We start from the raw sequence: 23,815 nt of genomic DNA, 5'->3' as shown, positions 1-23,815 counted from the left end.
ACTGGATAATTCAAGTATAGAGATCAAATCTTAACGATTTCCAAGGAGTTTTATGAAGAATTTCTTAAGAAGAGGGATAAATAGGAAAGAAGGAGGGTATTTTGCTAATAAGGTTTTTGACTTGCCCATGAGGATATGCAATTCTTGAAGAAGGCCTGAAAGATGATACATAAAATAACTCTTGCTCGAAAAGAGAAGAAAGAAGGGATTTCGTGAAACAATTCGCTGTCATTATTCCGGCTTATAAACCGGACCATAAATGCGAAAAACTGATAAACGAGATCCTGGCAGCCGGATTTCAACGGATTATCGTGGTCGATGATGGCAGCGGTGCCGAGTATGCACCTTTTTTTGAATCCTTGGTGCCATTGCCTGAAGTGACTGTGCTGCACCATGCAGCCAACCAAGGAAAAGGGCGTGCACTAAAGACCGCCTTCCATTACATACTCAATCAAAACCTTCCGCATGACGCGGTGATTACAGCAGATGCCGACGGACAGCATTTGGTGGCCGACATGCTGAAAATTGCCAAGCAATTATCGAGCACTCCGGACCGTTTCGTAATGGGTGTCCGGGATTTCACGCAAAAAGACGTACCTTTCCGGAGCCGTTTCGGCAATCGTTTCACTCGGCTGCTGTTCCGTTTATCAACTGGCACATCGCTCACCGATACGCAGACGGGGCTTCGCGGAATCCCAGTGAGCCAGCTGCGCCTGCTGCTGACAGTTCTCGGGGAACGGTTTGAGTACGAAATGAATATGCTCGCTGCTTTGAAACCCAAAGGCATCCAAATAGCTGAAGTGCCGATTGAAACGGTTTATATCGATGAGAATAAATCTTCGCATTTCCATCCTTTGCGCGATTCTTTTCACATCTATAAGATATTCCTGTTTTACGGCCTTTCAGGCGCCGCTTCATTTGGCCTCGATATCGGATTGTATTGGATTTTCCTGCAATTGTTCCGGCCGGAAGCACCGCAATTATTCATTATTTTTGCAACCGTTGCCGCACGGGTCTTATCGTCCCTCTTCAATTACTATGTCAACCGCCACAAAGTATTCGGCCAAGGTTCCCGGAAGTCTTTGATACGCTACTACTTGCTGGCCGCGTTTATCATGCTGGTTTCTGCCGGATCCGTCCATTTCCTATATGCGGAATGGCTTGGACGAGGAGAAGTCATCCTCAAAGTGCTTGTCGACACGCTGTTGTTCATTTTCGGATTCGTCGTTCAGCGTGCCTGGGTTTTCAAGAAAGAGTAAAAAACTCCGTTTTCCTTTTTAGGGAAAACGGAGTTTTTATTGATTTTATTCCTGGTATTCAATTCGAGTGCCGCTTGGTTTCATTGCTAATGCAAGCAACTGATCTACCACTTTCTTCCGGGTTTCAAAATCAAAGGGTTCTCCGCATGGCCGCCCTAATTTGAAAGGCACATGCATTGTTCTCGGAACACCGACTGCATCGGTTACTTCGGGCAAAATCGTAATCATGGCAGTCGCGGTACCTCTTTCTTCTAAAGCCCGGGCATACAGCCCAAGCACGTTATGGCAAGAACCTCAGCCCGGGACCAGTAAAGCGATATCCACTTGTTCATTTTCAAAAAGCGCCATGACTTTTGGAATCGCTTCTTGTTCCACTGCGCTCGTTTCAAGGATGCCGCCGTTCAATCCGACATTCACATCCGCTACAGAGCGGATTTCGCCTTTGTCTGTGAGCGCTCTTAGCTGCGGCAAAGGAAAGACAATTGTCGGATCGGTTTTAGCAAATTTCGTATTATAGTAAATATGCGTGACCGTCAATTCCTCTTCTTGTGCCGCGGCCGGGATAAGGCGGTATGTGGGGTCCCCGGCAGGATTATCAACATCAAATGGGCGATCTGATTTCAAATGGATGCCAGAGGTTGTGATTAATGCTACCTTGCATTCTCTAAAAGGCTTAGCCAGAACCGTTTCCGGCATCCCTTGGCGTTCATTGACATGCTTAAGCGTGAATTTTTTATACGCTTCAGGAAAATTCGTTGAAAAAGCGACAGAAAGTTTCGATTTGACTTTTGTTTTCCGTTTCATGCCTCTAGCCTCCACTTCTTATTCTTGGCCATGCGCCCAGGCAATTCGCGGATCGATTTGCCGTGACATGCGCACCATTACCGGTTCAAAGCCCATACGCGGCCAAAAATAGGAAGAGAGGTGATTGGGCGTATGCCAATCGGTGTAAATATAGTCGAAGCCCAGCTTTTTTATTTCCATGAAACAATGGTTGGCAAGCGCTCGGCCTACCCCTTTCCCACGCATCTCCGGATTCGTCGAAGCTGCTGGAAGTTCCACACAATTGGATGGAACGGCTAAATTCTGCGGATCTTCTTTCCGATAATAAATATGGAAGCCTGCCATACGTCCGCTTTGTTCAGCCAGCCAAAACAGCGCCTCTTCATCGTTCGCGACCTCGCTGTAACTTTGTTTGATCTCATCCAAAAGTTCTTTTGTTATCGGATTCCAAGAAGGAGCCGTTGCCTGGTGGATACTGTTCCAAGCAGCCATTTTCCTGAGAAGCAGGCCATCAGCCGGTGTGCCTTTTCGAAACTCCAGTCCCGGCTCCGATTCATTTTCTGATGGCGTGAAATCCTTTAGCGGCAGCACCGCATATTTTTGTTCGTAGCGGAAAGACTGATCCAGCATTTCTTCGATTAGAAGGGGATGGCCAAGCGGTGCCATTAGGACATGATGAAAATAGCCATGTTTGACCCATTCCGCTCCAGCATCTGCATACAATAACCGCAAAAGCCGAGGATGTTCGTTTTCGCTGATAGCCAGTGAAGCATAATCGATGAAGACATGCCGCCCGCGTTCGGCACTTTCCTTGAATTCATAAAGAAGGTAGCCGATAACATCGATTCCCCTCACCGCGACGATTCCACTGATATAAGGGCGGTCCAACAGCTTGCGCAAGATGACTTCCGTTTCGTCAATTTCTTCAAACATGGCTTTTAAAAAAGAAAACCGCTTTCGTTCGCGTTCCTGGCGCTTTGCCAAAAGCACAGCCATCTGGCGAATATGGCGATCTTCGATACCCATAAACTGAATCAATGAAATCACTCCCCGGATTGAAGTTTGACCTCCAGCATACGATAATTCCCTGCTTCAAATGGATCTCCGAAAACAAGCGGCACCGGTTCGACAAAAATCGGACCATCAGCAATCACTGTATGAAACTCGCCTTCTTCCCCGCAAGCATCCACTCCGGCCGCCTCCAGCTCTTCGATTAAATCGAGAGTAAACTCCCGCCCTAAAAACTTCGGATCTAACCGTGTCGTATCCACTACCGTGATGACGGCTTTAAAACCTTCTTCTATTAACTCTTTAAGCAATTCCTTCCGTGCTTCCTGCCATAGAGGGTGATGAACTTCCATCGCTGCTTCTGCACTGACTTTCTGGACCCAAGCGCGGTGGTCCTCCAAATCGATGTCCCCATAGACACCCATCTGGATTCCTTGCTCGTTGAACGTCTTTAAATGTTCGATAAACTCTTGTTCGTAGCCGGACCAATCTGCCTTTCCGATGACAAGCGGCAATCCCATCCGCTCCGCCTGCGCTTCCATCACCTCGAGCGGCAATCCGTGCGAACGCGATTTCGTGCCATCCTCTTCGAACATCGTGAATAATGCGATGGGCACGTGCCCCTCCATAACGGCCCGGTAATACGCAAGCGCCGAATCTTTCCCGCCGCTCCATGACATGATAAACGTCTTTTGCATGCTGCACCTCTTTATCTGTTTTCTATTGTAGTAATTTCGACATCGTGAGACTAAATCCTTTTGGAATCCCATGCTTTTGGCGACTTGCTCGTATTTCCTCGAAAGTCGCTCAAATCCGTTGCAAAGTCGCTCGTATGAGTTTTCATCCACCCATTTGCATTAAAAAAGCGGCCAGAAATTTCCTGGCCGCCAATGATTTTATTTTCCTACCATGTTTTCTGGTTTAACCCATTCGTCAAACTGGTCAGCCGTTAAATGGCCGCTCTTCACAGCAGACTCTTTCAATGTTGAACCGTCAGCGTGTGCTTGTTTTGCAATAGCTGCCGCTTTTTCGTAGCCGATATGCGGGTTCAATGCTGTAACGAGCATCAATGAGTTTTTCACGTGGTTGCCGATGACATCCAAGTTCGCTTCGATGCCCACTGCACAATGTTCGTCGAAACTGATCAAGCTGTCTGTCAATAAGCGCACAGATTGCAGGAAGTTGTAAGCGATAACCGGTTTGAATACGTTCAATTCGAAATTCCCTTGGCTCGCTGCAAATCCGATCGCTGCGTCGTTCCCCATGACTTGAACTGCAACCATTGTCAATGCTTCACTTTGCGTCGGGTTGACCTTGCCTGGCATGATCGAACTGCCCGGCTCGTTTGCAGGAATCGTGATTTCTCCGATGCCGCTGCGCGGACCGCTTGCTAACCAGCGAACATCGTTGGCAATCTTCATTGCATCCGCTGCCAACGCTTTAATCGCGCCGTGTGTATAAACCATTTCGTCGTGGCTTGTCAGTGCATGGAATTTGTTTTCAGCTGAAGTGAAGGCAGTACCTACCGCTTCCGCAATAAATTCTGCAACCGATGGACCGAATGTTGCGTCAGCGTTAATGCCTGTTCCGACAGCCGTTCCGCCAATCGCAAGTTCACGCATTTCTTCAACGCTTGCACGGATCATGCGTTCACTTTTCTCAAGCATATGCTTCCAGCCGCTGATTTCCTGGCCAAGTGTAAGAGGTGTCGCATCTTGCAAATGCGTACGTCCGATTTTGATGATGTCATCAAATTTTTTCGCTTTCTCGTCCAAGGTCGCTTTCAATTGTTGGATTGCCGGCAACAAGTTTTCAGTAACCGCCATAACGCCTGCAACGTGCATCGCTGTCGGGTACGTATCGTTTGAACTTTGAGACATGTTGACATCGTCGTTCGGGTGCAATTTCTCTTCTGAAGATTGCTCAGCCAAGATTTCATTGCCGCGGCGCGCCAATACTTCGTTCATGTTCATATTGGATTGTGTACCGCTTCCTGTTTGCCAAACGACCAATGGGAAATGGTCATTCCATTTGCCTTCGATCACTTCATCAGCAGCTGCTACAATCGCTTTCATTTTTGCTTCGGATAATTTCCCGAGTTTATGGTTCGCTTTCGCTGTCGCTTTTTTCAATTGAGCAAATGCCATAACAACTTCATGCGGCATACGCTCAGTGCCGATTGCAAAGTTCTGCACGCTGCGTTGAGTTTGGGCTCCCCACATTTTGTCAGCTTCTACCTGAATTTCACCAATCGTGTCTTTCTCTGTACGATATTGCATTCCATTCACTCCAATTCATTTTCTATATGTAACCTTCTCTTCTATTAAACACAAACCAATCAAAAAAAGCGACCTTTTATGCGAGAAAAGCGCAAACAGCCGCCTAGGTTCGAAAGGCATAAGACGGACTGGCGAAGCGGCGTTTTTCAGCCGCACAGCCAGCACGGCTTATGACCCGAGAACCTGGCTGTTGGAGCCTGGACAATAAGAAAAGCGCAAGCGCCCGTGTAGTCTCGACTGGCTTAAGATCCCGAGAGGCTGGGCGCTGGAGCTGGACAATAAAAAAAGCGCAAACGTCCAAGATCCGACCATAAAAAAAGCGCGAGCACCTTATAGCTTCGATTAGCCATAGACACTCCACGCAATAAATCCTTATATTTACTAAAGTCCCCTTTAGCTTTGCTTTAGAAAAAACCCTTCAATGATTTCTTCATCTGAATGGGGAATGTACTCACCTTTAACGATTTGCGCCCCGTTGATGCAACCGCTCGATAAGAGGATGATATCGTTCGGTCCGCTTTCTTTCAGCGCGGCAATCACAGCATCATGCCTGGAAGTGGCCGTGACCACTTCTTGCTGATAAGGAACCGTAAAGCCTTTTAATACTTCATTGATCACATCAGTTGGATCATTGAAGCCCGGATGGTCGACAGTAACTACGAGGACATCGGCTTTTCCTTCAGCTGCTTTCGCCATCTTTGGCATCTTGGCAAAATCGCGGATGCCAATGCCCGCTATTAAAGCGATCAACCGGTTATGCTGAAGCTTGTTCACTTCACGAAGCACAAAATCCAGTGCTACCGGTGTATGCGCATAGTCCAAAATGATTTTCCGGGATTCCGGGCCTTCAATTACTTGAAAGCGCCCTTCCACTTGAGACATATTCGGCAAGACTTTAATGATTCTTTCCATATCTGCTCCCGCTAACAATGCGGCGCCGATTGCAGCTGTTAAATTCCCGGCATTGTATTCGCCGTATAGCGGAACTTCCACTAAATAGCTTTGGCCTTGATAACGCAAATCGAAATTCATGCCGTTTTGCATCACCCGAATATTGTCCCAAACGAGATCTGCTTCCGAATCGCGATGCTGGCTATACGTTAAAGCTGGATAATCGACAGCCGCCAAAATCTCTTTAGACATGCCTGCATCATCGATATTGATTACGGCCGCTTTAGCTTGTTTAAATAATAGTAGTTTTGATTTTAAATAATGTTCAAATGTATGATGATATTCCAAATGTTCTTCTGAGATATTCGTATGGATCGCTACATCAAAAACGATGCCTTCCACCCTTTTCTGATCAAGTGCAATGGAAGACACTTCCATGGAAGCTGCTCGATCCCCAAGCAGAGCCAGTTGTGAAAAGATTTGGTGGATGTCCGATGACATCGGGGTAGTCGGCGTGCTTTTCTTAACCGCCATCTTTCCTTTAGAATTCCAGATGCCCGTCGTCCCTAAAAAGCCAGAGGGGATACCAAGGAGGTTGAAAAGGTTATAGACATACGTGGATGTCGTGGTTTTGCCATTCGTTCCCGTTACACCGACCTTAATTAAACGATCCTGTGCATTTCCAAAAAAATGAATGGATGTCCAGGCGAGCGCCGCCTTGGAATCTTCGACGATAAGAAACGTCAACTCTTCATGCTGATCGGCAAAACTTTTTAAAACTGGGGCATCTGTACCGATAATGGCAGAAGCCCCTTTATTGATGGCTTCCTGAATGTATAAATGGCCGTCCGTATTTTCCCCGGCAATACAAAAAAAGGCAGTCCCTTTTTCCACATCTGCCGAGTTGTAAGCGAGAGCATTAATTTCCTGTGTCTCCGGTCCATAAAGGCCAGTAGTCGAAAGACGCGGAATGCGATTGAATCGAATATCCATTGGACACCCCTTAAACATCTATTTTTTCGTGTCGGCATTTTCCAAGCCGCACATTCCATAATTCATTGGGCTTATGATATTCACTCCATATTTTACTTATAAACTCAAAAGCTTGCAAAATTAAGTCTTCTATAAATTCAATATTTCATACCTTCTGCCTATCTTTTATTACCCTAATTTCAATATAAAAAACCGCCTGAAGCGCATTTCTGCTTTTCAGGCGGAATTAAAAATTAAATTTCAGTTTCAATCGCTTCTTTTTCTTTCTCTGTCAGTTCATAACGCAATTGTTCGATTGTCTGGCTATAGTCATTTTTCCCGGATAAATTCTCCAGCATCTCGCGTACGTCGATTCCGGAGGATTCTTTTAAGGTTTCCTGCAGCGACGACATCAGGTTCGTTGCGTAAGAGGTGATTTTGTTCGCTCCGCCGCCTTCACCGCCGCCAGTATCCACGACCGTGATCTTATCGATATTGCTGAGTGGGCTAGCAATTTGCTTCGCGTATTCAGGAAGCATATTGACGATCATATCAAGTGTTGCCGCTTGGCCGTACATTTCGAAGGCTTCCGCAATTTTGCGTTTGGCTTCCGCTTCTGCAAGACCTTTCAAACGGATAACGTCCGCTTCCGATTCACCTTGTGCACGCTGGGAATCGGCTTTCGCCAAACCATCCAAACGGATTTTTTCTGCGTCGGCTTTCGCCATTGCTTCAACACGATATTTCTGGGCATCGGCATCAGCCAATTGCTTCGACTTTTCCGCTTCGGCAGCTTGCTCAACCGAGTAGCGGTCGGCATCCGCCTTTTTCTTCACTTCTGAATCGTATTGGCGCTCCCGGCGCTGGATTTCTTTTTCTTCCAGTTCAATCTGCTTCTGGCGCTCAATGATGCGGATCTGCATTTCCTGTTCGACAACTTCCTGTTTTGAACGGGCAGTTTCGAGTTCATATGCTTGGTCGGCGCGTGCTTTCGCGCTATCCTGCTCGCGTTTGTACTCGGCCACTTTCAGCAAATTCTCTTTTTCCGCTTCGGCAATTTCAGTCGCGCGCTGAATTTCTGCACGCTGCGCATCTTTGCCGGCTTCGGCGCGTTTGATGCGCGTCTCCATTTCAGACTCGGCCGTTGCAATATCCGCATCCCGTTTCACTTGAGCGATTCTCGCTTTTCCTAAGGAATCCAGGTAGCCATTTTTATCGCGTACATCTTTAATTGTGAAAGAGACGATGATCAATCCCATTTTCGCTAAATCATGAGATGCAACACGCTGCACTTCTTGAGAAAACTTATCGCGGTTTTTATAGATTTCTTCCACTGTCATAGAGCCTAAGATTGAACGAAGATGGCCTTCTAGCACTTCTTTCGCTTCATTTTCCCGGTCTTCTTTTGACTTCCCTAAAAACTGCTCAGCGGCTGTCGCGATTTCTGAAATCGATCCACCGATTTTGATGATGGCTGTTCCATCTGCCATTACCGGTACACCTTGTTCCGTATAAACTTCCGGAGTGGTCACTTCAAGCTTGCTGGATAAAAGACTTAACGGCGCTGCCTGCTGGAATACAGGAAGCAAGAACGTTCCGCCGCCGCGAATGATTTTGATCCGGTTGCCCGAGTCATCTGTGTGCACATTTTTCGATCCTAAATAACTGCCTGTGACAATCAGCGCCTCGTCTGGTCCGACCGTTTTGTATTTCGTGATGTAAACCCCGACAATCGCGAGCACAATAAAGGCCGCTGTACCAATTGCAATCCATGTCATTTCCATATCAATTCCCCCTTTTTATTTGTTGAATGTAATGGGTTCATAATCCCGTACATACAAGGTTCCATCGCGCACTTCGATGATCAGCACTTGCCGCTCCTGGTCAATCGCTTCATTGTCGTAGCCAGCCGCTCTTTTGGAGATCATGCCGCTGTAAGTTTCAATGACCACTTCTCCATAGCCGTCTATCGGTATCGGAATGATCACTTTCCCGACTTGCCCAAGGAGCGCATCTTCCGTATAAGCAAGAGACGCTTCTGCCGACGACATCGGCAGGAGAACAAAGAAATAAAGCAAAAGATCGAGTACAGCTGCACCTAATGCCGAAATGCCGAGAACCGCCATACTGCTGAGCCCTGTTGTTGCCTCCAAAACAAAGCCCATTGCTGCAACTAAGGTGAAAAATGCTAGAATGACCGCTGGATTGAAGAACGGAATGCCTTCACCCGCTTCTGCAATATCACCAAAAAATACATATAAGACCGTAAGCGCGCCGGCAAGAATAAGTGTGTACATATAAACTTGTTCCATCGGCAATCCAAACAATTCCATTCCAGAACCTCCCATCTTATACATTCTATCCTATTTACGGATAAGTTCTGCGAAAGTTTCAGAATTCTTCAACAAAAAAATAAAACCTGGCCTTTTAATAAAGGTCAGGTTTAGCAAATTCAATTTCATGGAAGCCATTCACGAGCCGGAAACCGATTCCAACATAGCCGTCAGAAAGCAATTGCTGCTGTTTCAGCAAGTCATCAATTTTCGCACTCGTATGGCCGGTATAATGCGGATCCGGTTTTTTTAAATCTTTCACTAAAATGTAGCGGCGCATGCTTCCGTATTTTTCTTTTAAGGCGGCAATATGCATATCCTGCGTGAATTTGTCTTTCAAGCTCGGAATATTCATCGGTGCTACCGTGCAGCAAACATATCGGAACTGCTCCTCTAAATTCGGCAATTCTTTCATGATGACTTCAGCCAGTTTTTGCTGCAGACGATTTCCGCGGTATTCCGGCAGAACAACCGATATTTCCTGGTAAATGACATGCGGCAACTCCGCTTCCGGCAAACCAATGTCCAGGCCAAGATGCTCTTCATCAATTTCCGGTATCAGCAATGCCCGAAACCCGATTAATTGATCATCTACATAAGCACCGATCAATAATCCGCGTTCATTTAAGATGAAGAGAAATTCCTCAGTCGTTAATGGCTGGAGCACAGCTTTTTCCGGAAGTGATTTGATGACCAGGTCCTGCACTTTCTCTATAGCAGGCAAATCCTCTAAGTATAATCGTTTCATATAGAAAGGCTGCTTTTTACGAAGCACTTGATTGTTGATGGTGCCTTCATATAAAAATTTCATAGCCATTCCCCCACTGTCTTGATATGTTAATTTTAGAATACCATTTCCAAAGTCGCCCGTGTTGCCCTTTTGATAGAAACCTTAATTTTTATCAGAAAATTGGTATATTATTTATGGACGGTCTTCAAGAATCCGGCTATCTGTTTTTTATTCGCTAAGTAAATGGATTGATTGGCAGGATCTGCTTCTGAAAATTGCTGCATCCGTTTATGCATTTTGTTTTTACGCTCAGCATACGTTGCAACGATAAATTTCAAAAACGCCCAATCCATTTTTTCTGTGCAGCCATTAGCCATATCTGGCCGGTTCTTTCCGATATGGGTCACCCATCTCTTCAAAACACGATAAAGGCAAACCCGAAGTGGAAGTTCCAGATAAATGAACGTATCCGCCTTCGCTATGCGGATATCAAAACTATTGCTGTAATTCCCCTCAATGATCCACGCATCGCCTTTGACGATTTCTTCCTGTGCTGCCCGAAATTCCGCCAACTCGGATTCAACCCATCCCGCTTTCCAATAATACGAATCCAAATGGTGGACCGGCAAATCCAATTTCTCCCCTAACTCTGCAGCAAACGTCGATTTGCCTGCTCCTGCCGACACTCCGACAACCATGATTTTCTTCATTGTCCATCCCCCTTTAACACAGTCTTTTTAGTATATAGAAAATCAATTCAAAAAAATAGATGAGCTAATTTCAGCTAAGTACTTGCAATATCTGTAACCCCATGTTATTCTAAGGAAGAATTATTTTTGTTCGGATAACTTTTTATAAAGTGTCAGATGTTCATCTGCAAGATTTGAGCAAGGATAGTAATACAATGTATGCATTCGCATACGAGGAGGAAACACACATGGAACAAGGTAAAGTAAAATGGTTTAACTCAGAAAAAGGATTCGGCTTCATCGAGCGCGAAGGCGGAGACGACGTATTCGTACACTTCTCAGCTATCCAAAGCGAAGGATTCAAATCTTTAGACGAAGGTCAAGAAGTTACTTTCGACATCGAGCAAGGCCAACGCGGTCTTCAAGCTACTAACGTACAAAAAGCTTAATTTTAAGCTCTTATTACGGACTCTCCTTTTGGAGGGTCCGTTTTTTTATGGATTTGGCACTGTCCCTTTGGCGAACACGCGTATTCTTCTCTGAGTGCGCGCATTTTCTTTTGAACGCGCACAAATCGTTTTGAACGCGCATATTCTCTCCTGAACGTGCACAAACTACCGCGAACGACCCTATCCCCATACATCGAACCCCTCTCTTCTCAACACAACTAAATCCAGCCGTTTCTCTCCGTTTTCATCCAAAATAGAAAAGAAGGCGGAAAAAATCTTCCGCCTTCTTTTTATTGTGTTGGATTCAAGTTAAAGTACAACTGGAATCCAAAGAATATCAACGCGCATGCCAGAATGGTGCCGATGATGACATATATGGCCAATTTCTTTCCATCCATGCTCTTCACTCCTTTATTCATTGGATAATTCGCTATCCGCTTATAAGCGATCCTATTTCCTTTATCGTACACCTTCAATTAATTTTACAACAGCATAGGCGCCTTTGCTCTTATTGGATAATACGGTTAAGGTGCTGCGGTCTTCGGGATAATAAGCCGAATGGAAACTCACTCCAGGGTCGTAGCCCATCACATGGAACTTCTTCACTTCGCTGTCTTGCCGATCAATCCAAACGCCATAGCCATATTCCCCGTCTTCATCTCCGGCGTGTGGGGTCAACATCCGCTCAGTCATTTCCTTCGATAACAACCCTGCCCCCATCAGCTGATCCCAGAAGGAAGCCATATCTTCAGCAGTCATATAAGCACCGCCATCTGCCCCGCCTTTAATCGGCAAAGCGTATTGGTTCGTTCGCCATGAACTTCCTTCCTCGATATAGCCGAAAGCGGTCTGTGCCGGAAGCTGATCCATCCGGAAATACCCCGATGCACTCATTCCTGCACGTGCAAAAATTTGTTCTTCTACATAATCCGTAAATGCCTTGCCCGAAATGTTCTCAACCACAAGCCCGAGTGCGACGAAGCCAGCATTGTTGTAATGGAACTTTGCTCCAGGTTCGAACATCATAGGCGCGTCTTTGAATAAAGGCACGAAATCCATACCCGTTTTCATCAAATACATCGGATGCTGAATCCATAATTCTTCGAAATCATCCATCGTCTCTTCATCAAAATAATCAGGAATCCCTGAAGTATGGGTCAGCAACTGATGGATGGTGACATCAAAATTCGGGAAAATTTCCGGCAGCAATGCCGAAAGCCGGTCTTCAAACGTGAGCTTTCCCTCTTCGGCCAATTGACAGATAGCCACCGCCGTAAAGATCTTACAGCCGGAAGCGATGCCGAAACGGGTATCAATTGCGTTCGGCCGTTCATTGGCCCGATCTGCAAAGCCTTTTGCAGCCATCCACGGATTTTCTTTCTTCCATAGAACAGCTCCCGAAAAATCCATTTCTTCCATTCCGTCAGAAATAGGATTATCGGTTGAGGCTTGCTGGTAATTTCCTTCTTCATCAATGACAATCTGGCGGCCGTCCCGCAATTCAATCGACAACGGATGCACTTCGCTCTTCTGTTTTGAAAAATACCAAACCCGCTTAGGGGCAACAAGGAGGATAAAAGCATCGCCGCTTCCCAGGAAGTTTAAAGCGGAAGGCTCAATCCCTTTATTGCCGCGGACCGGAATTTCCAGACTTTCCAGCTGCTCTCCCACTTCTTTTACGTGCGGGGTGGTGATGCTCACTTCGCTGATATTCAGCAGCGAGTCGATCGAGAAATTCCCCATCCGGTCCACGTTCCGGCGGCCGATAAATTCCACCACATTGCCTGCCGGATCTTGAAAATAAAAAGCATCTGCATCAAAGTTTGCGTAATAGATTTCGTCCATGCCTTCCTGGCGGTTTAAGTCTACACGCGAACTGGCCCAACTTTTAGCAAGCGAAAACTGATTGCCCGGAATATTGAATGCGAAATGGTAGCTGGCTGAGCGGTCACTTTCAGCAAAGACCAGTTGGGAATCTCCAATAGACAAAGTAAAACTTGCGGCGTCTTCTTCGACAATCCGAAAACCCATCTGATATTCATAGAAACCTTTCATCTCTTCTAATCGATTTGTATATAAAACGACTTTTTTGAACATGAAATCACCTCTTCCTTTAAGCATACCGAACTTGTTCCTTTTTTTCCTCTATAAAATTGTCAGACAATGAAAAAGGCTGTTCCTTTCCCTTGAGTCCACAAGGAAACGAACAGCCTTACTCGATAGAATTTCTACCGCATTCGATGATTAGTTTTTCGCTAAGTCATTGGAAACTTTGCTGAGCTCAAATACTTCTTTAAAGTTCACTTTCTCGCCTTCCTGCAAACGTTTCTTGTATTCAGCTGTTGCTGTGAAAAGAACATCTGTGGATGAGTTAAGCGATGTTTCGAATGAGTCTTGCAAGACGCCGATGATAAAGCCTACCCCTACTACTTGCATCGCTACATCAGCCGGAACTCCGAACAAGCTGCATGCCAATGGAATCAGTAGAAGCGAACCGCCCGCTACACCTGAAGCGCCGCATGCACATACGGCTGCCAGCACACTCAAGATGACAGCTGTCGGAAGATCCACTTGAATGCCAAGCGTGTTTACAGCAGCCAGCGTCAAGACTGAAATCGTTACGGCAGCACCTGCCATATTGACCGTCGCACCTAGCGGAATCGATACCGAATACGTTTCTTTATCCAGACCTAACTTTTCGCATAAAGTCATGTTGACTGGAATATTCGCTGCCGAACTCCGGGTGAAGAATGCAGTAATGCCGCTTTCTCTTAAACACTTGAATACAAGCGGATACGGATTTTGGCGGATATTGATAAAGACAATGATTGGATTGACGACAAGCGCCACCACAAGCATACAGCCGATCAATAAAGCTAATAGCTTCCCGTAGCTTAATAAGGAAGAAAGCCCATTTGCTGTAATCGATTCGATTACCAAACCAAAGATTCCAAGTGGAGCAAATTTAATGACCCAGCCGACCATTTTCGCAATGGCCTCTGAGAAATTTGTAATGGCTGTTTTTGTTGAATCGGCTGCATTTCGAAGTGCCAATCCAAGAACAATCGCCCAAGCCAAGATGCCGATATAATTTGCATTGATCAGGGCATTTGCCGGATTATCAACCACATTCAACACTAAAGTCTTGATGACTTCAATTGCATTGCCTGGCGGTTCTAACCCTTCTGCCCCCTGCGTCAGCGTAATGCTCACCGGGAAGATAAAGCTGGCCACTACTGCGATTAAGCCTGCTAAAAACGTACCTAATAGATAAAGGAAAACAATTGATTTCATATTCGTTTGCTGCCCTTTTTTATGCTGGGCAATTGATGCCATAACCAAGAACAGCACCAGTACCGGCGCGATTGCTTTTAAAGCGCCAACAAATAAGGTTCCGAGAATGGTGAATGATTCGGCTATTTCTGGAATTAAAACCGCAAGTAAAACCCCTAGAACCAGACCGATCAGTATTTGTTTCACAAGGCTAACCCGATTCCACATCTTCAATAATTTCATACCCGTTCCCCCTTGATGATTTTCAACTAGCATCACACGACATCCAGCGCTCTGCTGTTCATTGCTTTCAGCAGCCAATCCCCGTGGACACCGGTAAATGGTTAATCTAATCCTATTCTATAGAAAGGGAGGACTGAATTAAACAAATTTTTTATAAAATCAAATTTAATTTTCCTCATTTGATTCATATGGACTGCTGTTTTATTTTAACTGCCTGTAATTTAGGAACTAAATGTAAGCACATGGGATTTCTTGCTTTTCAATCACGATTATCTGTATAAAAAAAGAACGCCCTCAAAGAGGACGTTCTTTTTTTGTTAAGACAAGGCACCGATAAATTGCAATTCTTCGATGCTCCGGTGATTAGCCTGGCCGTTTAAGATGCTTTCGACATCAGCCAAAGTCTGTTCAAGAGGTACCGTCTGCCCTTTCTGTCCGGTGAATTCTTCCGCAGTATAAAATGCTTGGGTGAAATATGCTTCAAGCAGCTCGCCCTTACGATACGTCGCCAAATCAGCTTCACTGATTTTATCGAGACCCCGCACTTGTACGAGCGATCGAAGTTCGCGGTAACGGCGCAGCACTTTCTGCGTACGTTGGCGCAATTGGAAATGGCGTTCATCCAGCTGAGCGTCTTCAAGCAAAGAGGAAGTGGAATGAAGCGGACTTAATGCCGGATATTGATGGCGGGCAGCTAAATCTGCATCCAATTGCCACACTGTCTCAAGCGGCCCAAAAGGAAAATCATCGTCTACCGCTTCACCAGATAAATCGACTAGCAAGGTGGTCAAGGATTCATGCCCTAGCTGTTCCTGTATTTCAAAAAGTGCGCCTGAATCCACATGGCTTTTATCAGTTACAAGAACCGCTTCTTTTCCGATTTCTTTTAACTTAGTGATGGTTTCTTCGATTGTTTCTGTGAGGTAGCTTGCCAATTCCGTAATACCTTCCAGTTCTGACGGAGATCCGGACGGAACTAAGAAAACAGTAGAAAGGTTCTGTTCTTGATAACGGTGCAGAAGTTCTGCAACAATGACCAATTGTCCCATTCCAGGACGTGCGACAATACCTGTCGATCCATTTTTCACAATGGGCGCGAAAAAGTCTAAAGCTTTGATTCCTGTTTCAATCATCTTCATCTTCTCCCCTCGAAGTATCAATTCATCTACCGTGCAATTTGCAAGTTTAGCCAGGCCGACCAAGGTTTTCACTTCCGCCTTCCCGAGATCGATTTTTCCTGTACACAAATTCGATACTGTAGCTGGACGAATGCCTACTTCTTTTGCAGCAGTTGTTAAATTAGGCACTCTTTTTCTAAGCAACGGAACATTTAATCGGATATCTTCCATTTCATCTCCTCCTTACTTTATATCGTAAAATAAATTACGTTAAAAAGCAATATAAATTTCTTTATAACGTAATTTATTTTACGCCAAAAGAAAAACCCTTCGATTTGAAGGGTTTAAAAAGTAAATTCCAGTCGTACCATATCCCGGCACTCTAAGCCATTTTCAATAATCGGCTCGGGATAGTTGCGGGTGAAAAAGTCCCGGTCAATGGACTTCATCCGAAAACCGCATTTGTGATACAAGGCTAACTGAGCGAAACTTGAATTTCCTGTACCGATTTCTACATGCCGGAACCCGGCTTTTCGGGCTTCGTCCAGCGCATGTTCAATCAGTCTGTTGCCATAGCCTTTGCCTCTTTCCATTTCAGCCACGGCAATATTTTTTATTTCGGCAGCTGATTCCGACAGCGGCAGAAGCACGTAGACGCCAATCACTCGACCGTCCAATTCTGCCACATAGCAATGCCCTTCAGCCAAATAAAGACGGATCAGCTTTTCAGAAGGATCGGCTTCAAGGAGCAATTCCATTGGCGGCTCTTCGCCTTTTGCAAGCAGGCGGATATCCATTACTTCGGCTCTTTAAAACCTTGATCGATCAAATAGTCTTCGGCATCGCTGAACGTTCCGAAGCTTTCTTCCAGGTTTTTTCCTGTGTAGATATTCCAGAAAGGCTCTTCGTAAACCAAATCCAGCTTTTCGTTTTCGCGGTTTGTCCACGTCTTGTCATATGGCGGTTCCGGCTCAAGGGATAAGTAATCCAATGAATCTGCAACGATGCTGCGAAGTTCCTTTTCAGAGAAATCGCGTACGTTAACAAAGCCTCGATCATCCGCTTCATACTGCGGCAAGTTTCCGACATAGACAAAACCGTTGCCGTTCGGATGCAAATGATAGACCACAATTTTCTTATCGTACAAGCTTTCTTCGTAATGGAAATTCACACGTTTCATCGATACGTCTTTACGCGCCAATTCTGGGAACGATTCAATAATCGCCAGTTTCTGTTCAAATGTTAACAATAGATTTACCCCGTTTCTTAAGTTCGCTCTGCCCTTAGTATAACACGGACAATGGATTCCGACACATCTGCTTCAACGATCCGCAAACTCCGAAATCCACTGTACTTTCATCTCCTGTAGGCTGTGAATGGTTCCAGCAGGACCGCTGACTGCGATCAGTAGTTCCACCAATATCCCATTTCTTTAAAAGCCACATCCCATAACATCACTTCGCCTTCAATCGTGATAATAAGTTCATTGACTTTTTCCATGGCAGTTTCAGAAGCATTCGGATAATTCATCCCTTTATCTACGGAATAGGAATCTACTTCTTTGCCATCAACAGAAATGCGGATCTGTCCCTTATCGCTTTTTGCATTGGACGGGATTCCGTAGTTTAAAGACAGCACGATATCTTTTCCATCTAATTTATAGGAGAATTCTGTTGTGCCTTGACCATTTCCCTTATACAAATTTTTTGTGGGTTCGACTTTTACGGGTCCCACTTTAAAACTTTGATAGGATCCATCAGAGATTTTCCCAGCCTCATTCAAAGCTATTTCCGGACCTTCTACTGGGGTCGTCATTTTATTTAGCAGCTCTGAAAAACCAATTACCGCAATCGAAAAGAGGGTGATACATATGCATGTGGCAATGGCTCTCTTCCCAATACCCGTATAGTGAGATCCAAATCTGTACGCATAAAAACCGATCGCTGCGCCTACGGCATTTACCAGTGCATCATCTATATCAAAACTCCCGAGAAACGTCAGCATCTGCATCGTTTCTAATGCCAGAATTGCGATAAAAAATAAGAAGATGAATTTTGGAAATTTCCAGCGCTGCAACAAAGGGATTAAGATGCCAAATGGAATAAAAGCAGCCAAATTGCCTATGTTAAAAAACCAAAGGTGGAAATATTTTAAATCCGACATGCTTGGAAATTTTAATGCGAGTGTATGGGGTATGAGATTAAATTGGTATTCGTGAACCCCTCCGCTGCAGTTGGCCTTCCAAAGCCAAAGAACATAAAATAGACGATTAGAATTGAATAGATGAACAAAACGCTCCCGATGATCCGTTGTTTTGTACCCATAAGTTTCCTGCCTTTCTGCACCAAGCATCCTGAAATACCTCCTGAACTAGCCTGGCATTCTCACTATTTATAAAAATAGCCGATAATGCTAAAGAATTAAGCAGGAAAAACCTTAAGAATTTCTTAAATTACAAACATGGATCCGGTTTCTATCGTTTCCCCGCGTCTCGCCAATTAAATTTAAAAACAGAAAAAGCTGCCCGCAGGCAGCTTTTTCTCTTAGCGTTTATGTTGTTTATTGCCGAATGGCCACCAGACTCCACGGTCGAATGAAACCGAAATTGCTGGAATCAGGAGCGGCAGTACGATCAAGCCGTACAACAGCAAGCCTGTGATGACGATTGTGGCAATCTGCACGAGGCTCAAGACGCCGGACGGCATCATTGCACCGAAAGTACCCGCCAGGATGATGGCGGCGGTGATGATGACCGTACCCATTTTCGCCATGGAAGTTCTCATCGCATCGCGCACGCTGATGCCATTGAATGACTCTTCGCGGAAACGGTCCAATAGGAAGATCGAGTAATCGACTCCAAGGGCAACGAGCATGACGAAGCCGAAGAATGGAACCGCCCAGCTGATGCCGTCATAGCCAAGGCCGTTGACGAAAATCAGTTCCGCAATGGAAATGGAGGTGTAATAGGTCAATAAGAGCGACCCGATCATGTACAGCGGCATGATCAACGAACGGAATAGGATTGCCAACACCACGAACAAGCTGATCAGCATGATCGTCACTGTGTTTGTGAAATCATTTGAAGATACATCTTGAAGATCGCTATTGATGCTTGAAATTCCGCTGAACGCAATTTCTGCATCTTCGAGCGGCGTGTTTTTCGCACCCCGTTCTACTGCGTCTTTAATATTAGCCGTTGTTTCAATAGCTTCATGGGAATAAGGATCATCCGACAAAATGACCTCCATCGTTACTCCTGTCCCTTCTGCAAACGTATAGCGGTCTAACACTTGTTCAAAATCTTCACTTTCAAGGGTTCCTTCCGGAATGAACAAACCGGTATCGCGAACTGTTTCACTATCGCTCATTGTCTGCATCATATCGACTGCTTCTGTTAATCCGGCTTCAATCTCGCCTAAGCCTTCATTCGCAGCGCTGATGCCTTCTGAAAGTTGGGAAATGCCTGCACCGAGTTCTCCCGCTTGTCCAGCTGCGCCTTCCAATCCTTGCTGGATTTGCGTAAGCCCTCCGCTAATTTGCGATAAAGCGCCAATCGTTTGCTGGATATTGCCTGTTGCCTGCAACCCTTGCGTCACTTGGCCAAGTTGGCCGTTCAATTGAGCTAAGCCAGCTGCAGCATCGCCTAAGCCGCCCGCTCCCCCAGTTTGGCCACTGACGCCGGATAATCCGTTTTCGATTTCTGTAAGGCCGGCTTGAACTTCCCCGAGGCCATCACGTGCTTCGGTTAATCCATCAGCCAATAAGCCCAGCTGTTCATCTACATACAATTCATTAATCACTTCGCCTGTAGGGCGTGTAATGGCACGAACATTTTCAACGCCGTCCACTTTTTCGATTTCTCTGCTCAATGCTTCAAAATAAGGAACGGTCGTTTCATCAATTAACGATTCATCTGATTTAACAACAACTTCCACCGGCAAGGAATCTCCTTTTCCGAAGCCCTTTTCAATAGCGCGGAGCCCTTTCACCGATTCGTATTCTGAACCGATTTCATCCACCGTGTTAAACGATAGCGAGTTGTTATACGTAAACAATAGCGGAACAGTAATCACCGCTACGACAAGCATCGATAATAACGGACGGTTGATCGACAGTTTGCTCATCGCAATCCAAAGATTGCTGTCTTTATGGGCAGCCGATTTTTTCGCTGGCCAGAATAATTTCTCTTTTAGTAATGACATAAAGAACGGTACGACAGTAAACAATACGAGCAGCAGAACGAAAATACCGACCGCTACTGCAACAGCTGATTTGAAAATCGGGAATTCCGCAAATCCGATAGCGAAGAAACCGATAAATACGGCGATTCCGCTGATCAGCAGCGTTCTTCCTGCTGTCTTATACGTATTGATGATCGATTCTTCGACGCCATGCCCCGCAGCCAGCTCTTCTTTATAGCGGCTTAGCAACAAGATGCAGTAATCTGTCCCAATTCCGAAAAGAATTGCGACAAGGAAAATCTGCGTATAGTTTGATACCGGGAAGCCAAACCAATCGATGAAAAAGGCCACAATTGATTGGCTCAACAGATAAGAAATACCCACTGCGATAAGTGGAATAAACGGTGTTACGATTGAACGGAACACTGCAAGCAAGAGGCCGAAAATCAATACGACCGTGATGACTTCTGTCCGTTTCAGCCCTTCTTGCGCGCTGATATTCACATCATTATTGATAATCGCTTCACCTGTAATATAGGCGGTCATGTCGTCAGGAAGGATGGATTCGCGAATTTCATCCGCTACTTTGTTCACTTCTTCATCTGTCCCATCGACTGTCACTGGGATTAAAACTGTCTGCCCGTTTTCTGAAATTAATTGCTCTTCCAGTTCAGGGCTTTCAACAGGATTTAACACACTGGTAATCGGATCGCCTAAGTCTTCCACTTCTGAAGCAAGGGAAGAAAGAGATTCCTTCATGCTTTCATCTAATTCATCATCAAGTTCAATGACTAGGGAAATCGTTTGTTCCGCGGCTCCAGCATCTGATAAGATCGTAGCTGCCAATTGGGAAGAGGCTTCTTCAGAAAGCTGGAAAGATCCTGCTTCTTCTGCCTGCTCCGTTAAATTGGGAGCCAGTAAGAACAAAGCGACCGTCAACACGATCATGGCAATCGTGATCGGCCATTTTAGTTTCAATACCGTTTTCATTTATTCCACTCCATCCATTTTGATAATATGGCTCAATTTCCGGAAAAACGATAGAAATTGTTCAATTTCCTCGTCTTCGATATTGCGCGCTAAAAGGTTCTCAATATACTCGGTCACTGCTTTATCCGACTTCATAAGAATCTCTTTTCCCTTGTCTGTCAATTCAATAAACTTCTCTCTTCGATCTTGCTGGTCTTCCTGAACAATCCGGATCACATCTTTTTGCAGCAATTTTTTGATCCGATTGGAAATTGCACTTTTATGTACGGACTGCAAGATTGCTAGCCGGCTGGAAGTAATCTTCCCTTCTTTGCCAATCAGCTTCAGCATCTGCATCTGTTCCGGGGAATATTCTTTCCAAAGCGGATTATCTACGCCTTTGATGACTTTCTCCGTTCCATAAAACATCACTTCCTGGAAAAGATCAACGGCTTCTTTTATTCGGTCATCCAACTAGTTCACCCCCTAAACCAATATCACTAGTTTAGGGGGTGAACTAATCAGAGTCAAGTAATACGCTACACAAAAAAATCCCAGCAGGCACGGGCGGCCGACTGGGATTTCTTTAAACTTCTTTTGTGGCGGTATGACGGATTTCCTGTCTGCGCGCATAAATGTTTTTCGCGATTGTTTTAATAACCGCATAAACCGGGATAGCAAGAATGATGCCCCACAACCCGGCAATATTTCCGGCTGCTAAAATCAAGGTAATAACAGTCAGCGGATGGACATCCAGCGATTTCCCCATGACATTCGGTGTAATGAGGTTGCTCTCAATCTGTTGGGCAATGAGCATGATAATGGCTACGTAAACGGCCATGATCGGATCTTGTACAAGCGCTATAATGATGGCGGGAATGACCGCAATATAAGGCCCTAAAAACGGAATGACATTGGTAAACATGCCGATTAATGCCAATAATAAGGCATAATCCAAGCCAATGATCAGATAGCCGATCAGCAGCATCACTCCAACAAGGAAACTGACGAATAGCTGTCCTTGAATATAGGCTTGCAGCGTTTCATCCACATCACTCAAGGTTTTCCGGATCCAGGTTTTGCGCTCTCCTTTAAAGAATCCGGCTACAAACGGCGCAAATTTCTGATGATCTAATAGAAGATAGATTAAGAAAAACGGAACGAGCACAAGGGTAACGACACCGGATACAAAACTCGCTAAGAACGAAATGACCCAGCCGCCGATATTGCTGGCAAATTCTCCAACGCGTCCTTGCAGTCCGTTGATCTGCTCCTCAATGGAATCTGGCAATCGGTCCCGTTGATCGAATAGGTACATGCCGTAATCTTCTACATCTTCGATGATTGCAGGTGCGTTATCAACCAAGGAATTTACTTGTTTCGTCACCATTGGACCGATCATCGCATAAAACAGATAAAATACGAGAACGATTAATAGAATAATGGTAATGACTCCAGCCCATCGAGGAAATTTTCTCTTTTCTAAAAAATGCAGAATTGGGCGGCTCAAGTAGAATAGGACTCCCCCAAGCAATAGCGGTACAAATACAGTTTGTGCAATAATGAACAACGGATCAAATATGGCTTGGACTTCAATGAATAATCGTATGATTACTAAAGTTAATATAATTCCAATGCCTACTTGAAACCATAATTTATTGGTCAAAGCGATTCACTTCCTTTCTTCTATCGTGTATACCCAGTTTACCATGAAATATCATTTATATTTCTGTGCGGCCGAACTTTTCGAACTGCCATGCGTCCCGTATAATGGGTGAATGATGAAATTTTTGGAGGACTTATTCTATGGAACAATTATGGCTAACCATTAAGTTTTTACTGCTCGGGCTTTTTCAAGGCTTGACCGAACCGATTCCCATCTCTTCAAGCGGGCACCTTCTGATTGCCCAATACTTTTTGGATGTGGAAATTGAAGGCAGCAACTCGACATTCGCTCTTTTAGTGAACAGTGCGTCATTAATCGCCGTCCTGATCATTTACCGCAAGGATATTAAACGGCTGATTATTAACGGGCTTCGTTATTTCAAGGTGAAAAATGAAGAAACGAAACGCGACTTCATGTTTGTTGTGTATTTAGTAGTCGCAACAATTCCAGCAGGCTTGGTAGGTGTTCTTTTCCAAGACCAAATCGACGAAAATCTCTCCACCATCGTTACAGTTGGTGTCACGCTCATCGTTACCGGTGTCGGCTTATGGCTCATCCGCAATATGCGCGGACAGCGTAAGGATGGCAATATGACGATGAAGGATGCCATCATCATCGGCTGTGCCCAGGCTGTGGCATTGATCCCAGGAATCAGCCGAAGCGGTGCAACGATCGTGGCAGCGATGGCGCGGGCATCAACCAGGAGACTGCTTTGCGCTTTTCTTTCCTTTTGTTTATCCCTGTCAGCTTGGGCGGGGCTGTGCTTAGCTTTACAGATATTTTGAACGACAGCAACTTGGCTCAAATGGCCATTCCTTATACAGTGGCTTTTCTTGGTTCCCTTGTGGCTTCCTATTTCTCATTGAAATGGTTTATGAACATTATGGCAAAAGGCCAATTAAAGTATTTTGCCATCTACTGCTTCATTGTCGGACCACTTGTCATACTGGCTTGGTATTTGATGAACTAAAA

21 protein-coding genes and 1 pseudogene are annotated in these 23,815 nt (G+C 45.2%); 3 read left to right on the top strand and 19 right to left on the bottom strand.

Features of this window, described 5'->3' with window-relative positions; all coding sequences use genetic code 11:
* The first annotated feature begins 212 nt into the window (after nt 1–212).
* Nucleotides 213–1,259: a bifunctional glycosyltransferase family 2/GtrA family protein gene (locus tag L0M13_RS02075; protein ID WP_235198099.1), complete on the top strand. Its 1,047-nt coding sequence runs from the start codon at nt 213–215 to the stop codon at nt 1,257–1,259.
* A 45-nt stretch (nt 1,260–1,304) separates the two neighbouring features.
* Here L0M13_RS02075 and L0M13_RS02070 read toward each other — a convergent pair whose 3' ends face one another.
* The 10 genes from L0M13_RS02070 to L0M13_RS02025 form a co-directional block, all read right to left on the bottom strand.
* Complete coding sequence (locus L0M13_RS02070; RefSeq protein WP_235198098.1) at nt 1,305–1,487, bottom strand: hypothetical protein; 183 nt, start codon at nt 1,485–1,487, stop codon at nt 1,305–1,307.
* Between the two features lie 66 nt (nt 1,488–1,553).
* Nucleotides 1,554–2,063 (bottom strand): glycine/sarcosine/betaine reductase selenoprotein B family protein, encoded by a 510-nt coding sequence (locus L0M13_RS02065; protein ID WP_235198097.1) that lies wholly within the window; start codon nt 2,061–2,063, stop codon nt 1,554–1,556.
* 18 nt (nt 2,064–2,081) lie between these two features.
* Nucleotides 2,082–3,089, bottom strand: coding sequence for a GNAT family N-acetyltransferase (locus L0M13_RS02060; protein ID WP_235198096.1), 1,008 nt, complete (start codon nt 3,087–3,089; stop codon nt 2,082–2,084).
* Nucleotides 3,086–3,748 (bottom strand): Dph6-related ATP pyrophosphatase, encoded by a 663-nt coding sequence (locus tag L0M13_RS02055; RefSeq protein WP_235198095.1) that lies wholly within the window; start codon nt 3,746–3,748, stop codon nt 3,086–3,088. The genes L0M13_RS02060 and L0M13_RS02055 overlap by 4 nt, the downstream gene beginning before the upstream one ends.
* A 198-nt stretch (nt 3,749–3,946) precedes the next feature.
* The gene (fumC, locus tag L0M13_RS02050; RefSeq protein ID WP_235198094.1) at nt 3,947–5,329 is read right to left on the bottom strand and encodes a class II fumarate hydratase; all 1,383 of its coding nucleotides are present in this window, start codon (nt 5,327–5,329) and stop codon (nt 3,947–3,949) included.
* Nucleotides 5,330–5,722: 393 nt separating this feature from the next.
* Nucleotides 5,723–7,213 carry a UDP-N-acetylmuramoyl-L-alanyl-D-glutamate--2,6-diaminopimelate ligase gene (locus L0M13_RS02045; protein ID WP_235198093.1) on the bottom strand — a complete coding sequence of 497 codons (1,491 nt, stop codon included), beginning with the start codon at nt 7,211–7,213 and terminating at the stop codon, nt 5,723–5,725.
* 233 nt (nt 7,214–7,446) lie between these two features.
* Entirely contained in the window at nt 7,447–8,976 is a 1,530-nt protein-coding gene (locus L0M13_RS02040) for a flotillin lipid rafts scaffold protein FloT (RefSeq protein ID WP_235198092.1), read from the bottom strand.
* Nucleotides 8,977–8,991: 15 nt separating this feature from the next.
* Nucleotides 8,992–9,525, bottom strand: coding sequence for an NfeD family membrane protein (locus L0M13_RS02035; RefSeq protein WP_235198091.1), 534 nt, complete (start codon nt 9,523–9,525; stop codon nt 8,992–8,994).
* 94 nt (nt 9,526–9,619) lie between these two features.
* Nucleotides 9,620–10,336, bottom strand: a complete 717-nt coding sequence (locus L0M13_RS02030) for a hypothetical protein (RefSeq protein WP_235198090.1) — start codon at nt 10,334–10,336, stop codon at nt 9,620–9,622.
* 107 nt (nt 10,337–10,443) lie between these two features.
* A complete protein-coding gene (locus tag L0M13_RS02025; protein WP_235198089.1) occupies nt 10,444–10,965 on the bottom strand; it encodes a P-loop NTPase family protein in 522 nt (173 codons plus the stop codon).
* Nucleotides 10,966–11,192: 227 nt separating this feature from the next.
* Here L0M13_RS02025 and L0M13_RS02020 point away from each other — a divergent pair, with 227 nt between their 5' ends.
* On the top strand, nt 11,193–11,393 hold the full coding sequence (locus tag L0M13_RS02020; RefSeq protein ID WP_006830093.1) for a cold-shock protein: 201 nt from the start codon (nt 11,193–11,195) through the stop codon (nt 11,391–11,393).
* Nucleotides 11,394–11,852: 459 nt separating this feature from the next.
* On the opposite strand, the gene L0M13_RS18430 is transcribed toward L0M13_RS02020, so the two are convergent.
* From L0M13_RS18430 to L0M13_RS01970, 9 genes are all read right to left on the bottom strand, one after another.
* Nucleotides 11,853–13,490 (bottom strand): serine hydrolase, encoded by a 1,638-nt coding sequence (locus L0M13_RS18430; protein WP_311195606.1) that lies wholly within the window; start codon nt 13,488–13,490, stop codon nt 11,853–11,855.
* A 147-nt stretch (nt 13,491–13,637) separates the two neighbouring features.
* The gene (gene sstT, locus L0M13_RS02005) at nt 13,638–14,909 is read right to left on the bottom strand and encodes a serine/threonine transporter SstT (RefSeq protein WP_235198088.1); all 1,272 of its coding nucleotides are present in this window, start codon (nt 14,907–14,909) and stop codon (nt 13,638–13,640) included.
* Between the two features lie 317 nt (nt 14,910–15,226).
* Nucleotides 15,227–16,258 (bottom strand): ATP synthase beta subunit C-terminal domain-containing protein, encoded by a 1,032-nt coding sequence (locus L0M13_RS02000; protein WP_235198087.1) that lies wholly within the window; start codon nt 16,256–16,258, stop codon nt 15,227–15,229.
* Nucleotides 16,259–16,371: 113 nt separating this feature from the next.
* Nucleotides 16,372–16,824 carry a GNAT family N-acetyltransferase gene (locus L0M13_RS01995; RefSeq protein ID WP_235198086.1) on the bottom strand — a complete coding sequence of 151 codons (453 nt, stop codon included), beginning with the start codon at nt 16,822–16,824 and terminating at the stop codon, nt 16,372–16,374.
* Nucleotides 16,824–17,276, bottom strand: a complete 453-nt coding sequence (locus tag L0M13_RS01990; protein ID WP_235198085.1) for a hypothetical protein — start codon at nt 17,274–17,276, stop codon at nt 16,824–16,826. The genes L0M13_RS01995 and L0M13_RS01990 overlap by 1 nt, the downstream gene beginning before the upstream one ends.
* Nucleotides 17,277–17,431: 155 nt before the next feature.
* On the bottom strand, nt 17,432–18,379 hold the full coding sequence (locus L0M13_RS01985; protein WP_235198084.1) for a VanZ family protein: 948 nt from the start codon (nt 18,377–18,379) through the stop codon (nt 17,432–17,434).
* A 191-nt stretch (nt 18,380–18,570) separates the two neighbouring features.
* Nucleotides 18,571–21,198, bottom strand: coding sequence for an MMPL family transporter (locus L0M13_RS01980; RefSeq protein WP_235198083.1), 2,628 nt, complete (start codon nt 21,196–21,198; stop codon nt 18,571–18,573).
* A complete protein-coding gene (locus tag L0M13_RS01975; protein ID WP_235198082.1) occupies nt 21,199–21,651 on the bottom strand; it encodes a MarR family winged helix-turn-helix transcriptional regulator in 453 nt (150 codons plus the stop codon).
* Nucleotides 21,652–21,763: 112 nt separating this feature from the next.
* Nucleotides 21,764–22,843, bottom strand: coding sequence for an AI-2E family transporter (locus L0M13_RS01970; RefSeq protein ID WP_235198081.1), 1,080 nt, complete (start codon nt 22,841–22,843; stop codon nt 21,764–21,766).
* 206 nt (nt 22,844–23,049) lie between these two features.
* Between L0M13_RS01970 and L0M13_RS01965 the strand changes: the two are divergent.
* Nucleotides 23,050–23,813 (top strand): annotated as a pseudogene (locus tag L0M13_RS01965) (undecaprenyl-diphosphate phosphatase).
* Nucleotides 23,814–23,815 lie beyond the last annotated feature (2 nt).

The organism is Planococcus sp. 107-1 (assembly GCF_021513255.1).
Classification (GTDB): domain Bacteria; phylum Bacillota; class Bacilli; order Bacillales_A; family Planococcaceae; genus Planococcus.
This window is presented reverse-complemented; position numbering and strand designations above follow the sequence as displayed.